This window comes from Curtobacterium sp. B18 (assembly GCF_000333375.1).
GTDB lineage: Bacteria > Actinomycetota > Actinomycetes > Actinomycetales > Microbacteriaceae > Curtobacterium.
In genome coordinates this window covers 1-13560 of record NZ_BACZ01000422.1, presented here as the reverse complement: position 1 = coordinate 13560, position 13560 = coordinate 1, and the positions used below count along the sequence as shown (strand labels likewise).

General features: G+C 73.5%; 9 protein-coding genes. 3 read left to right on the top strand and 6 right to left on the bottom strand.

What is annotated here, in order from left to right; genetic code table 11:
• A partial coding sequence (locus I5E_RS21695) for a bifunctional metallophosphatase/5'-nucleotidase (protein ID WP_022907151.1) occupies window positions 1-1569 on the top strand: 1569 nt, incomplete at its 5' end.
• Window positions 1570-1875: 306 nt separating this feature from the next.
• On the opposite strand, the gene I5E_RS11680 is transcribed toward I5E_RS21695, so the two are convergent.
• Genes I5E_RS11680 through I5E_RS21690 form a run of 3 tightly spaced genes read right to left on the bottom strand, consistent with a single transcriptional unit; the run spans window position 1876 to window position 5922 of the window.
• A complete protein-coding gene (locus I5E_RS11680; RefSeq protein ID WP_022907150.1) occupies window positions 1876-3255 on the bottom strand; it encodes a Dyp-type peroxidase in 1380 nt (459 codons plus the stop codon).
• Complete coding sequence (gene efeO, locus I5E_RS11675) at window positions 3252-4475, bottom strand: iron uptake system protein EfeO (protein ID WP_022907149.1); 1224 nt, start codon at window positions 4473-4475, stop codon at window positions 3252-3254. Before efeO ends, I5E_RS11680 begins: the two co-directional genes overlap by 4 nt.
• Window positions 4462-5922 carry an FTR1 family protein gene (locus tag I5E_RS21690; RefSeq protein WP_049973501.1) on the bottom strand — a complete coding sequence of 487 codons (1461 nt, stop codon included), beginning with the start codon at window positions 5920-5922 and terminating at the stop codon, window positions 4462-4464. The genes efeO and I5E_RS21690 overlap by 14 nt, the downstream gene beginning before the upstream one ends.
• 199 nt (window positions 5923-6121) lie before the next feature.
• Between I5E_RS21690 and I5E_RS11665 the strand changes: the two genes are divergently transcribed.
• Window positions 6122-6985, top strand: a complete 864-nt coding sequence (locus I5E_RS11665) for a trimeric intracellular cation channel family protein (RefSeq protein ID WP_022907148.1) — start codon at window positions 6122-6124, stop codon at window positions 6983-6985.
• Window positions 6986-7271: 286 nt separating this feature from the next.
• Window positions 7272-7901 (top strand): TetR/AcrR family transcriptional regulator, encoded by a 630-nt coding sequence (locus tag I5E_RS11660; protein WP_022907147.1) that lies wholly within the window; start codon window positions 7272-7274, stop codon window positions 7899-7901.
• An 827-nt stretch (window positions 7902-8728) separates the two neighbouring features.
• Here I5E_RS11660 and I5E_RS11655 read toward each other — a convergent pair.
• Genes I5E_RS11655 through I5E_RS11645 form a run of 3 tightly spaced genes read right to left on the bottom strand, consistent with a single transcriptional unit; the run spans window position 8729 to window position 13274 of the window.
• Window positions 8729-11080 (bottom strand): transglutaminase family protein, encoded by a 2352-nt coding sequence (locus tag I5E_RS11655; protein ID WP_022907146.1) that lies wholly within the window; start codon window positions 11078-11080, stop codon window positions 8729-8731.
• The gene (locus I5E_RS11650; protein WP_031262337.1) at window positions 11077-12408 is read right to left on the bottom strand and encodes a DUF58 domain-containing protein; all 1332 of its coding nucleotides are present in this window, start codon (window positions 12406-12408) and stop codon (window positions 11077-11079) included. Before I5E_RS11650 ends, I5E_RS11655 begins: the two co-directional genes overlap by 4 nt.
• On the bottom strand, window positions 12408-13274 hold the full coding sequence (locus I5E_RS11645; RefSeq protein WP_148286948.1) for an AAA family ATPase: 867 nt from the start codon (window positions 13272-13274) through the stop codon (window positions 12408-12410). The genes I5E_RS11650 and I5E_RS11645 overlap by 1 nt, the downstream gene beginning before the upstream one ends.
• Window positions 13275-13560: the final 286 nt, after the last annotated feature.

Genomic DNA, 13560 nt, shown 5'->3' with positions numbered 1-13560 from the left:
TTCGCGAAGGCCGTGCGGGGCGTGGACCCGCGAGTCTCCGCCATCCTGTCCGCCCACACGCACCAGACGTACGTGCACTGGGTCGCCCCGACGGGGAGCGACGTCGAGCGTCCGGTGATCCAGACCGGTTCGTACGGCTTCAACCTCGGGCACGTGCAGCTGCAGGTCGCGGCCGACGGCACGGTCACCCCGTCCGTGGCCGAGAACATCCGGCTCGTCGACGGCACCTTCACGCCGGACGCCGACGTGCAGGCCACCGTCTCCGCTGCCGTGGCCGAGGCCGACGAGCTCGGTGCCGTCGAGCTCGGCACGGTCGACCGGGACCTCAAGCGCGCCGTCCAGTCGAACGGTTCGGAGAACCGCGGCGGCGAGTCCACCATGGGCAACTTCGTCGCCGAGGTGCAGCGCGCCGCGACCACCCGACAGGGCTCGCAACTCGCGTTCATGAACCCCGGCGGCCTCCGCGCGGACATCGCCTCGGGCGCGGTCACCTACAAGGAGGCCGCGGTCGTCCAGCCGTTCGCCAACACCCTCGTGGTCCTCGACCTGACGGGCGCGCAGATCCGCCAGGCGCTCGAGGAGCAGTGGCAGCCGACCGGGTCGAGCCGGCCGTTCCTCAAGCTCGGCGCCTCGGACGGCTTCGGGTACACCTACGACCCGGACGCAGCCGCGGGCTCGCACGTCACGACGATGACCCTCGACGGGAAGCCGATCGTGGCCGACACGACGTACAAGGTCACGGTCAACTCGTTCCTCGCCGGGGGCGGCGACAACTTCGCGGCGTTCACGCGGGCAGCGGCGAAGCAGGACAGCGGGACGGTCGACCTCGAGGCACAGGTCGAGTACTTCCGGGCCAACCCATCGGTGGTCGTCGCGGACGACCAGCGCTCGACCGGCGTCCGGACGACCGCGACGCCCGACGGTGGGTTCCAGCCGGGCGACCGGGTCACCATCGAGCTCTCCTCGCTGACGTTCAGCAACGAACCCGACCAGGGCGGCACCGTCACGGTCAGCGCGGGTGGGAAGGAACTCGACCGCGCGGCGATCGACACGACGATCATCGACACCACGGACGAGCAGGGACGAGCGACCCTGTCGTTCCTCGTCCCCGGCGCGACCGCGACCCCCGCGACCGCGCTCGGCCGGGCAGCCGCGACGACCACCCTCGCCGCAGCCGTCGCCCCGGCGGCCACGACCGACGAGCCGCTCGTCGTCACGCTGCCGGACGGGCAGACGATCACGCTCGCGGTGACGATCCCGGTCGCCGCAGCCGTCGACCCGACGGACCCGACCGACCCGACGGACCCGACCGATCCCACCGACCCGGGCACGCCTGGGACCCCGGGAACGGGCGGCGGAACGGGTGGCACGGTCGGTGGCGACACCGATGGTGACGGCATCGTCGACGGCGCGGTCCCGGCGAATGCCGGTGGTGCACTCGCCTTCACCGGCGCCGACATCGTGGCCCCGGCCGTCGCGGCGGGCCTGCTGCTCCTCGCGGGTCTCGCGGCACTGGCGCTCGTCCGCCGGAAGCGCACCGAGCCGGAGGCGGCGGACCTGACGGACTGACGCCGCGCCTCCCGGCCATCGAGCGGGTCGTCCCACCCACGTGGGACGGCCCGCTCTCGTCGGTCCAGGAGGCACGGTTCCGGCCCGCAGGACCGACACACGGTCCGCGGGCGGCCGGGACAACGTGTCCCATCACGGTGGTTCCCCGCTGGACCGGCGATCTGCGGGGTACGCTCAGCCCTGTCGCATCGCGACGCGTCGCGCTGGGTCGCCTCTCATCCCGGACGGTGGTTCCGACCGGGGGACTCCGCGACGCGGGTGCTCTCCGTCTCCAGGGAAACGACGGAGGGCACCCATCTCACGTCGTCAGCGGAAGAGCTGCTCGCCGATGTACGAGCCCTTGCGCGGCGCCGGAGGGACGGCGAACACCGCGCTCCCGATGTGCGACACGTACTCGTTCAGCCGGTCCGACGCGCCGAGCTTCCGCTGCAGCGTCGTGAAGTGCGCGGGGTCGTTCATGTACGCGGCGAAGAGCAGCCCGGCGTCGAGCTGGCCGTACTGGTTCAGCCCGTCCGTGTAGTTGTAGCCGCGACGGAGGATCTTGACGCCGCCGTTCGCCTCGTGCGCGGCGAGTGCGATGTGCGACTTCGGGTCGATCTTGGTCGTGCCGTCCCGGTGCGCGGCGCCGAAGTCCGGCGTGGTGTGCTCGGATCCGCCCGAGAGCGGAGCGCCCTCGATCTTCGTGCGTCCGAACACGCGCTGCTGGTCGCTGACGACGTCCGCGTCCCAGATCTCGATGTTCATCCGGATCTTCCGCACCACCTGGTACGTCCCGCCCCGCATCCACCCGGCGCCGGGACCCGGTTCGTCGAGCCAGACGAAGCGGTCGTAGTCCTCGTCGGTGGTGATGTTGCGGGTGCCGTCCTTGAAGCCCATCAGGTTGCGGGGCGTCGACTGGTCCGGACCGGCCGAGGCCCGGCCGAAGCCGAGCACCGTCCACCGGACGGTCGCGGTGCCCCTGGCCATCCGGGCGAGGTCGCGGACCGCGTGGTACGCCACCTGCGGGTCGTCCGCGCAGGCCTGCAGGGACAGGTCCCCACCGGTGAGGCCGGCGTCGAGGTTGTCGCTCGGCAGGGTCGGGATCGCGGCGAGGTGCTCCGGGCGCTTCGACGCCAGGCCGAACCGCTCGTCGAAGATCCCCGGGCCGAGGCCGACCGTGACGGTCAGGGACGCGGGACCGAGGTCGAGCGCCTCCCCCGTGTCCGCGCCGACGCCGTCGCCGTGCGCGGGTTCGACGCTGCCGACGGTCTTGCCGGCCTGCAGCTGCGCGATCGACGCCGACCACCTGGCGAGGAGCACCTGCAGGTCGGTCGTCACGGTCGACGACAGGTCGAACGTCATGAAGACGCAGTAGCGCTGCGGCGCGGTCCGGACACCGCCCTGCGGCTGCCGCGCGGCGGTCGCGTAGAACGGGTGGCTCTGGGAGAGGTCGATCGACTCGTCGCCGTTCGTCGCCGCGGTGAACGGGTTCACCCCGGTCGCGGCGGTCGCCCCGGCCACCCCAGCCGCCGCGCCGATGCCGGCTCCGGCCGCCGCGACGCCCGCGGTCACGCCGGCGCCGAAGAGCCCGCGCCGGGACAGCGAAGCGGGGCCCGGCTGGTCGCGGGGCTGCTCGTCGGGCGTGGTCGTCACGTCGTTCGGGGCTGTCGCGCCGTGCGGGGTCGTCGCGTCGTGCGGGGTCGTCACGCCGTGGCGACCTTCTCGGCGAGGCGGGACAGCGGGTCCTGCAACGCCTGGACCTGCTGCGAGATGGTGTTCGCGTCGGACGCCTTGGTGGCGGCGTCCCACGTGGCGAACCCGCCCAGGTCGTCGGCGTCGCGGTAGCCGTCCATGAGCGTGTTCGTCCGGTCGAACTGCGTCGCGATCTGCTTCGTCAGCGTCGGGTCGAGCTTCGTCAGGCCGGGCTTGAGGTACGCGAACGCCTGGCGGGCACCCTCCACGTTGGCGGCGAGGTCGACGAGGTCGATGTGGCTGTACGCCTCCTCCTCGCCGGTGATCTTGTTCGACTGGACCTCCTCGAGCAGGCCGGCGGCACCGTTCGCGAGGTCCTCCGGCTTGTAGTCGAGGGTCGGCACGAGCTTCGCGAGCAGCTGCACGTTCTCGGTCAGGTCGGCGGCGGTCTTCTTGGTCGACGCGGTGATGGCGCCGGCCTGGAACAGGTCCTTCTCGACCGCGTGGAACCCGCTCCACCCGACGGCCGGGTCGAGGTTCGAGGCCCGCATGTCGATGAGGTAGTCGAGGTTGCCGGCGTTGTCGGTGGCCTTGTAGCCCTTCTTCACGAAGCCGTCGACGTCGCTCTCGACGTGCTCGTAGAACGGACGGGCGTTCGCGTAGTCGGTCTTCGCGGCGGCGAGGTCGCCCGCGTCGACGTCCTTCTGCAGCTGCTCGACCGCGGCGACCATGTCGGTGACCTGCCCGTCGACGTACTCGGCGTAGCCCTTCGTGCCCTCGTCGAGCAGGGTCGCGGCGCTGCTGTTCGCCGTCGAGGTCACCTTGCCGGTGACGGTGAAGTCGGTGAGCTCCCGGTCGGCCCCGGGGCAGTACACCTGGTACTTGCCGCCGGTGAGCGTGGCCGTGAACGTCACGGCGGCCAGCCCGGGCGCGAGGTTCTCCTTCTCGCCGAGGATCCGCTGGTCCTGCAGCAGCTCGACCTCGGTGATCGCGGTCGACGACTCGTTCTTGACGGTGAACGTGACCGGCCCGGCGGGGACCTTCGTGGTCGACACGGCGCACGTGTCGGAGCCGTCGTTCGTCAGCGTGACCGAGACGCGGGAGACCGTGCCGGAGCTGCTCGCACCGGCACCGGCCGTCGTGGACGAGTTCGCGCAGCCGGTCAGGGCGAGGGCGGTGACGACGCCCAGGGCGCCGAGGGTGGTCAGGGGGCGGGCAGTCCTACCGAACGGCATACTCAGGGCTCCTCGTGGGGTCGTCCGCGGGCGGGCCGCGCGACGGGTCGGTTTCGGGGGTGTGGGTCGTGGGGGCCGGCCGGCGACGGCGATCGCGGAGCGCCAGCAGCGCCTGGGCAGCGGCGGCGATGCCGAGGGCGATCGGCAGCCAGGCCTTCCAGAGCAGCAGTTCCGCGGTGCGGCTGTCCGCGGACGCGACGGCCGTCGCGGACTGCGCGACACGCGTGGCGGGGACCGCCCAGACGGTGCGGTCCAGGGTCGTGGTGCGAGCGGACGGGAGGCCCCCACCGGCGATCGTGAGCACCGTGCGTTCGGTGCGGCTCGCGTCCAGGACCCCACCCCGGACCGTCCACAGGGTGACGGTGTCGCGGACCACCCAGCGGGCCGTGAACGGCCCGGGGTTCGTGCTCGGCGAGACCCCGACGGGGACGCGCCCGAACAGGTCGACCAGGTCGTCGAGCGTCAGGCTCGACGGCCGCTGCGCGGCCGACCCGTCCTCGGTCCGCCGCCAGCGGTCAGCGGTCACGCCCTGCCGGGTGACGCTCCGGTGGGTCGACGCCGGGAAGGCGACCCGCGCCTCCCGGCCCGTGCCGCTGGTGCGCATGGTCGCGGTCGCCCCGTCGACCCGTGCGGTGACGGAGCCGGCGCCGCCCGTGACGGCGGTCGTGTGCGGCAGGTCGACGCTGCTCGTGGGGACGGCGATCGCGAGCGTCGCGGCGGCGACGGCGAGGACGGCGGCCACGGCGGTCCGGACGGCCGGCACCCGGGTGCGGGACGGACGCCAGGCGCGCGGCCACAGCGAGACCGCGAGGACGGGGACGACGTAGAGCACCCAGCCGAGGACCTCGATGACCCGGGGGTCCGGCGGGATGCCGAGGACGCCGGTGACGAGGGCGCCCTGCACGGACCCGTTCGGCGCGAGCCAGCCGAGGTCGACCGTGCGCTGCTGCCCGATGACGACCCAACCGGCCTCGTGCGCGCGGCGGAGCACGGTCAGCACGAGCCCGCCGGCGACGAACACGAGGAAGATCCCGGTGCCGGTGAAGAACTTCGACAGGTTCAGTCGGACACCGCCGGTGTAGATGCCGTACCCGACGACCACGGCACCCGCGATGCCGATCACCGCACCGAGTGCCGCGAGCCCGGTGTCGGACGATGCCTGGAACGTCGCCAGCAGGAAGACCGCGGTCTCGAAGCCCTCCTTGAGGACGGCGAGGAAGGCCATGCCGGCGAGGGCCCAGGCAGTGCCGCGGCCGAGCGCCGCGGTCGCACTCGCCTCGAGCTCCGTCGTGAGGCTCCGCGCGTGCGAGCGCATCCAGACGATCATGCCCGTGACGAAGACGACGGCGACGATGCCGATGATCGCCTCCATGCCCTCCTGCTGAGCCTGGGGCAGGGCCTGCTCGACGACCTGCAGGCCGAAGCCGACGGCGACGCTGAGCACCACGGCGACCCCCGACGCCGAGCCACATGGGGGCGAGGGGGACGCGGTTGCGACGGAGGAACGCGGCGATGATGCCGACGATGAGGGTCGCTTCGAGGCCTTCGCGGAGGCCGATGACGAGAGTGGCGAGCATGACGAAGGTGAGGCTAACCTAACCGCCGCCCGGCTCGCCAGTCGTCCGGCGTGGGGTTTGATGGTTCTCATGAACCTGCTGTCCGTCGATGGCCTGGCATCGGTCACGAACGTGCTCGACCTCGCCGGGGTGTTCGCGTCGGCGCTGCTCGGCGGTTCGCTCGCCCGGACGATGGACTTCGACCTCTTCGGCTTCCTGGTCGTCGGGTTCGTCTCCGGCCTCGGCGGCGGCATGCTGCGGGACACGCTGCTGCAGAACGGGCCGCCCGTCGCGCTCGTCGATCCCCTGTACGCGCCGGTCGCGATCGCCGGTGCGCTCATCGCCTTCTTCGTGTCGTTCTCGGAGCTGACCTGGGACCGGCTGTTCACCGTGCTCGACGCCGCGGTCATCGGCTTCTGGTCGGTGGTCGGGGTGCAGCGGACGTTCGACGCCGGGCTCGACTGGCCGGCCGCGATCATCATGGGCACGATCACTGCGGTCGGCGGCGGTGCGATGCGGGACCTGCTGCTCCGTCGGGTCCCCGCCGTGTTCGGCGGCAACGCGCTCTACGCCACCGTGGCCGTCGCCGCGTCCGCCGTGATGGTCGTCGCGTCCCACCTCGGGTCCCCGTCGATCGGGATCATCGCCGCGATCGTGCTCTCCCTCGGGCTGCGGTGGGGTGCCGTCCGACGGGGGTGGGGCCTGCCGAACGGTCGCGACTGGCAGCCGAAGTCCACCCTCGGCTCCCTGCTCCAGCGGGGTCGGAAGCTGCGTCCGGACGCCATCCGACTGCTCCGACGACCGGGCCGACGGTCCGGCGCGGGGAGCGTGCACCACGAGAACGAGTCGGGGTCCGGGTCCGGGTTCGGGTTCGAATCCGGACCCGGGTCGGGGTCCGGGTCCGGGTCCGGGTCCGGGTCCGGGTCCGGGTCCGTCGAACCGTCGGACGGCTGAACGCGCCGAGGGGCTGTCATCTGTCGGTCCTCGGTCGTACAATCGGTACCGCCGGGTATCGACCCGGCATCCATGGTCCGCTGGAGCACCGACGCGACCCGAACGCGCCGGTTCCGAACGGACCTGTGGTTGGGGGCTTCGCTGATGCCGCGCGGGATCAGACGCGCGGCGCGGCAGGTCTCCCGACGCACCCTGCCTCCAGCACAATGGTCGTGACCCACCCTCACGCCAGCCCGACGAAGCCGGACCCGACGGATCACGGCGGGCCCCGTCGAATCAGGAACCGATGAGCGACGACGCCTCCGATCCCAGCTCCTCCGTCACCGGGCCGCCCACGCCCCGCACCCCACGAGCCGAGGTGCGCGAGCGCCTGCTGGTCGCCGGCGCCCAGGTCTTCGCCGAGCAGGGCGTTCACGAGGCCCGGCTCGACGAGATCGCCGCCCGCGCGGGGTTCAGCAAGGGTGCCGTCTACTCGAACTTCTCGTCGAAGGAAGACCTCGTCGCCGAGGTCATGCAGCGCCAGACGAACCTCGTGCTCGGCTCGCTGCGGGAACTCGTGCGTGCGGACATCGCAGCCGTGGACATCGGCGACGTCGTCCGGGCAGCGTTCGGCCGGCACGACCAGACCGCGCAGTTCGCCCTGCTCTCGGAGTTCCGCGGGTACGCGATGCGCCGACCCGAGTTCCTGCCCGAGTTCGTGCGCCAGCGGCGGGAGCTGCAGGACGGGGTGCTCGAGCTCGTGGAGCTGTGGTTCGGGGCGCACCCGGAGATCGATGCCGGGATGCCGCTGGCGGACTTCGCCCGGGTGCTCATCGGGGCGAACGTGGGGATCGTGTTCGACTCGGCGGCGTTGCCCGGGGTGAACCCGGGCGAGGTCGTCGCGGCCCTCGTCGAGGCGGTCGTGCGCCAGCGCTAGCGCGCCGCGCGCGCCGCGGCGCGGCGCGCGGCGGCGCAACGGTAGCGCCGTGCGCCAGCGCAGCGCGGCAGCTCGCACCGTGCGAGGTTCGCCGCTCCGCGCGACCCTGCCCGCTGGGTGCGCCGCTACAGCGGCGCACCCAGCCACCAACCCCGCCACCCCCGAACAACCCCGCACAGTGCGGCACGTCCCCACGGGCCCCACCAGCGCGCCAACCCCGCCGCCACCGAACAACACCGCATCGTGCGGCACGGCCCCACGGGCCGCACCAGCGCGCCGCGAAGCGGCACGCACCGTGCGAGGTGCGCCGCTCCGCGCGACCCTGCCCGCTCCGTGCGCCGCTACAGCGGCGCACCCAGCCACCAACCCCGCCGCCGCCAAACAACACCGCACCGTACGGCGCGGCCCCACGGGCCGCGCCAGTGCACCACGGCGCGGGCGCGGCGCGGCGCCGCAGCACGCACCGTGCGAGGTTCGCCGCTCCGCGCGACCCTGCCCGCTCCGTGCGACGCTACAACGGCGCACCCAGCCACCAACCCCGCCGCCACCGAACAACCCCGCACCGTGCGGCGCGGCCTCACGGGCCGCACCAGCGCGCCACGGCGCGGGCGCAGGCGGCGCGGGCGCAGGCGGCGCGGGCGCAGGCGGCGCGGTGGCACGCACCGTGCGAGGTTCGCCGCTCCGCGCGACCCTGCCCGCTCCGTGCGCCGCTACAGCGGCGCACGGAGCAACCAACCCCGAGGCGACCGAACAACGCAGCACCGTGCGGATGGCGCGACCAGACCAGCGGCCAGCGCCAGCGCGCCGCGCGCTGCGGCAGCGCCGCGCTACGCGGCGCTGCGCCGCGCGCGCCGCCCCTCGTGCGACCACGCCGACGACGGCAGCAGGCTCGGCGGCAGCAGCCGGGACCGGACCACTCGCGCACCGGAGGCCGACGCGTCGAGGGCGACCCGCGCCTCCCGGACGGCGGCGAGGAGCGCCGAGGAGTCCACCGTCGCGGCACCGCCCGCGGCGAACCGCTCGCGGTCGACCGCGTCGACGATCGCCTCGAGGTGCGGCAACACCGTCGCGGGTACCGATGCCCGGAGCCGACCGAGCACCGCACGTGCCGTGCGCGCTGCGGCGGCCGCGTCTCCCGGCGGCGCCAACCCCGGCGCGTACCCGTGGTCCGCGACGTCGTCGAGGGCCTCGCGCCAGGCGTTCACCGCCGGGGACCGACCCGAGTGCACCGCGGCCAGACGGGTCCGACGGCGGAGGGTCCGGACGAGCGCGGGCGAGACGAGCAGTGCGACCGCCAGCAGGAGCCCGACCGCGAGTCCGAGCGGGCCGTCGCCCCCGCCGCCGGTCGACCCGGTGGCGCTCGGCGCGGCGGAGGCGCTCGGCGTCGAGGTGGCGGTCTGGGCCGGAGCGGACTCGCCGGGTGCGGGCAGCGGCGTCTCCGGAGCGGCGGCGGAGGGGGTGGCGCTGGCCTCGGTGGCGGGCGAGGCCGCGGCGTCGGAGTCGGGGGTCGGCTCGAACGCGACCCAGCCGGCGCCCTTGATGTAGAGCTCCGGCCACGAGTGCAGCTGGCGGTTCGACACCGTGTACTCGCCGTCGGCCTGGGTCGTGCCCGCCCGGTAGCCGACCGCGATGCGCGACGGGATGCCGAGCGTCCGAGCCATCACGGCCATCGCCGACGAGAAGTGCACGCAGTAGCCCTCGCGGACCTGCAGGAACTTCGCGACGACGTCCATGCTGTCGCCGTCGTAGCCCTGCTCGACCGGTGCGGTCTCGGAGTAGGTGAACAGGTCGCTCCGGAACCACTGCTCGAGCGCGCGGGCCTTCTCGTAGTCCGAGCCAGCGCTGCCCGCGACCCGCTGCGCCGTCCGCGCGATGCTGGTCGGCAGCTTGTCGGGCAGTTCGCGGTCGATGCGGAGCTGGTTCGCCGACGGGGTGGCGAACCCGCGACCGTCCGCCCGACCGAGCAGGCCGGAGCTGGCGATCGCGTCGAGGTACTCACCGGACCACGTCGAGGCGCCGTAGACCTCGTAGGTGGCACCGCGCGGGGTCGCCGGGCCGGTGGAGCGCACCGTGCTCGACTCCCCCATCCAGCGCCACTGCGACAGGTCGAGGTTCGTCGACCGCGACTCGATCGAGACCGCGCCGGACGGGACCGGCAGGTAGTTGCTCGACAGGCCGGTGACCCGGATGGTGACGTCGCCGCGACTGGACAGGCGGGGGTTGATGCCGACCGCCCACTGCTGCTGGTCGGCCGTCTCGGACTTCGCCGCGTCGGTCGTCGTCGGCACCCAGTCCCCGGTGCCGAACTCGTCGAGGTTCGCGAGCTTGAGGTACTCCGGACGCCCGTCCGAGGACCGGTAGCGGAACACCTCGAGCTCGTTCGGCTGCCGGAGGTCCTGCCCGAGGTTGAGGAGGGTGCCCGGCCGTCCGGGCTGCACCGGCGACTGGATCGCCCCGGTCACCCCGGACAACCAGCTGGCGTTGAGCGGCACGATGGCGGGCAGCCCGACGGCGACCACGAGTCCGATCGCGCCGACGACCGCGGCCGGGAGGGCTCGCTGGACGGGCCGGACCGAGAGCCAGAGCAGGACGAGGAAGGCGATGCCGGTGGCGATGACCAGTCCGGGTGCCGCCGGCGCCCCGGTGACGATCCCGGGGACGATGAGGATCACGAGCGCCGGAGCGGCGGCGAGGGCGGCGGTCGGCGCGACGGCGGCGAGGAACAGCGAGACGCCCGCGACCCAGCCGATCGCGACCGTGACGATGAGGCGGATCGCGTCGGACTGCGGCAGCGGTGCCGGGTTCAGCCGGATCGCGGCCAGGGTCTCGCCGAGGGCACCGTTCCGGTCGAGCCAGCCGAGCGGCTGGATGTCGTTCACGACCGCCGCGGCGCAGGAGCAGACCACGAGAGCGACGACGAGGGCCACGAACCGCACGCCCGGCGCACGACGGCGGACGGCGAGCACCGTGCCGACGAGCACGGCGGCGACGAGGACGCCGGACACCCACCAGGCGATGCCCTGCACGAGCGGGCGCATGGCGAGGGCGGCGATGAGGACGGGCACCGGGGCGAGCGCCACGACCCACGGACTCGGCGAGTCCGGGCGGTCGACACGACGGTCGGCGTCGGGACGGGCATCGCCCCGGGCGGGTGCCGGACGGGTGGCGACGCCGCTCACCGGATACTCCCGGGCGAGTGGGCGCCGGCCACCGGCACGACGAGGGTCCGCCAGCCACCACGGTCGAGGATCCCGCGGACGACCGGGTCCGGCGGCACGATCGTCGCCAGGATCCCTCGGCTCGAGCCGGTCGTCGACGAGACGAGCTCGGCGGCCTGCTCGGCGGTGCAGTTGCCGGTGACGACGGCCGTCATGCCGTGCACGTCGCGGCCCCGCACGTCGGGCAGGACCTCGGTGACCTCGCGGGCGTCGGAGCGGACCCGGACGTCGGCGAGCCCCACGAGCACGTCGGTCAGTCCGCCGGCGTCCCCCGCGTGCCGGGTGCTGCCGGCGGGTCCGTCGCTGACGAGCACGACGCGCGAGGTCCGCGCGGCCAGTGCCCGTGCGACGCTCGCGGCGACCACGACCGCGTGCTCGAACGCGGCGTCGCCGCCGAGGTCCGAGAGCTCCGCGAGGTCGTCGCGCCCGAGCCGCTGGTAGGACTCCCGCCGGACGTCGAGCGCGATGACCGCCTCGGGCGGCTGCGCCTGGGTGGTCTGCCGGACGTGGAGTTCGCCGCGTCGGGCACTCTGGGCCCAGTGCACGCGGCGGATCGGGTCGCCGGGACGGTACGGGCGGAGTTCGCTGTCGTCCGCCGAGCCGCCCTGACCCACCCGGCCCTCGTCGGCCGAGACCGCACCCGCGAGGGCTCCGGCGTCGAGCGTCCCCAGCGGGGTCGACGCCGGCACGACGACGACCTCTTCGGCGGCGACGACCGGGCGGTCGATGCGGAGCAGGCCGAACGGGTCCTCGACGCGGATCGTCACCGGACCGACGACGCTCCGCCCGCGGTGCATCGCGAGGGCCTCGACGTCGAGCACCGCCGGCGGCAGGTTGGGACCGACCGCGGCGTAGGTCTCGGCGGTGTCCATGCTCACGAGCGCGTCGTCGAGCTGTTCGCGCACGAGGAGCATCGACCGCGGGCCGATCGGCAGGCTCGTCCCGCCGAGCGTGATCCGCTCGCGGTACACCTCGCCGACCTGGACGATCGCGCGTGCCGTGCTCCGGCTGCCACGCAGTGGTGCGGCGACGACGAACGCCATCACGATGCCCAGCACGACGAGGACGAGCAGCAGGAGGCCCGCGGAGACGGCGACGCTCGTGGTCCCGACGAGCCCGCCGCCGATCAGTCCGATGCCGACCGCGATCACGGTCCAGCCGCGGACCGTCGGCCTCGGGAACGGCGTCCGGCGCAGCAGCGACAGTCCACGCCGCCCGTAGCGGAGCACCCCGGAACGCACCGCACCGGCACGCAGGGCGAGCGACGTCGGCGCCGGGGACCCGGACATCAGGAGCGGACGGGGGTCGCCGTGAACGGCACGGCGGTGTCGGACACGATGCGCACGACGATGTCGCGGACGGTGTCGTCACCTGTGCCGCCGAGGCCGCGGGCCACCGGGACGAGACGGTGCGCGAGGATCACCGGTGCGAGCGTTGCGACGTCGTCGGGCGTGACGAAGGAACGNCCGAGCAGGGCAGCGTGGGCGCGGGCGCCCTGGGCGAGATGCAGCGTCGCCCGCGGGCTGGCGCCGAGGACGATGTCGGGGTGCGTGCGGGTGGCCCGGACGATGGCGACGATGTACGCCTCGACGTCGGGCGCGACGTGCACCGTCCGCACCGACTGGATGAGGTCGCGCAGGACGTCGACGTCGACGATCGGACGGAGGTGCGCCAGCGGGTCGCCGGCGCCGCGGTTCGTCAGCATCTGTCGCTCGGCGTCGGCGCTCGGGTACCCCATCGTCAGGCGGGCCATGAACCGGTCGCGCTGGGCTTCGGGGAGCGGGTACGTGCCCTCCATGTCGATCGGGTTCTGCGTCGCGACGATCATGAACGGGCTGTCCAACTTGCGCGTCACGCCGTCCACCGTCACCTGCGCCTCGGCCATCGCCTCGAGGAGCGCCGACTGGGTCTTCGGGCTGGTGCGGTTGATCTCGTCGCCGATGACGACGTTCGCGAAGACCGGTCCCGGCGAGAAGCGGAACGTGCCGGAGGACTGGTCGAAGATGTTCACCCCGGTGACGTCCGAGGGCAGCATGTCCGACGTGAACTGGATGCGGTTCACGGATCCGCCGACGGACGCGCCGAGGGCCTTGGCCAGCACCGTCTTGCCGACGCCGGGAACGTCCTCGACGAGCAGGTGCCCCTCGGCCAGCATCACCGTCAGGGCGGTGCGGATGGCCTCGGTCTTCCCGTCGACGACGGTGGACACGGCGGCGATGATGTCGTCGCCGACGTCCCGGATGCGGTCGATCGGGAAGGCGGGGTCGGTCGGTTCCGGCACGCAGGCCTCCTCGGCTCAGGACAGGTGTCGTGCATGCTACAACGGCCCGGTGACAGGGACCGGAGGATGCGTCACCGACTGCGTTGCCGGACACACGGCGCGGGAGTGGAGGCGCGGATCACGTGCACCGGTCGGCCAAAGGGATCCGCGCCTCCCGTCC

Bases quoted from the DNA above. Each gene is read 5' to 3' on its own strand.
- I5E_RS11665 (WP_022907148.1), top strand. From the start codon at position 6,122: ATGAACCTGCTGTCCGTCGATGGCCTGGCATCGGTCACGAACGTGCTC.
- I5E_RS11660 (WP_022907147.1), top strand. From the start codon at position 7,272: ATGAGCGACGACGCCTCCGATCCCAGCTCCTCCGTCACCGGGCCGCCC.
- efeO (WP_022907149.1), bottom strand. From the start codon at position 4,475: ATGCCGTTCGGTAGGACTGCCCGCCCCCTGACCACCCTCGGCGCCCTG.
- I5E_RS11650 (WP_031262337.1), bottom strand. From the start codon at position 12,408: ATGTCCGGGTCCCCGGCGCCGACGTCGCTCGCCCTGCGTGCCGGTGCG.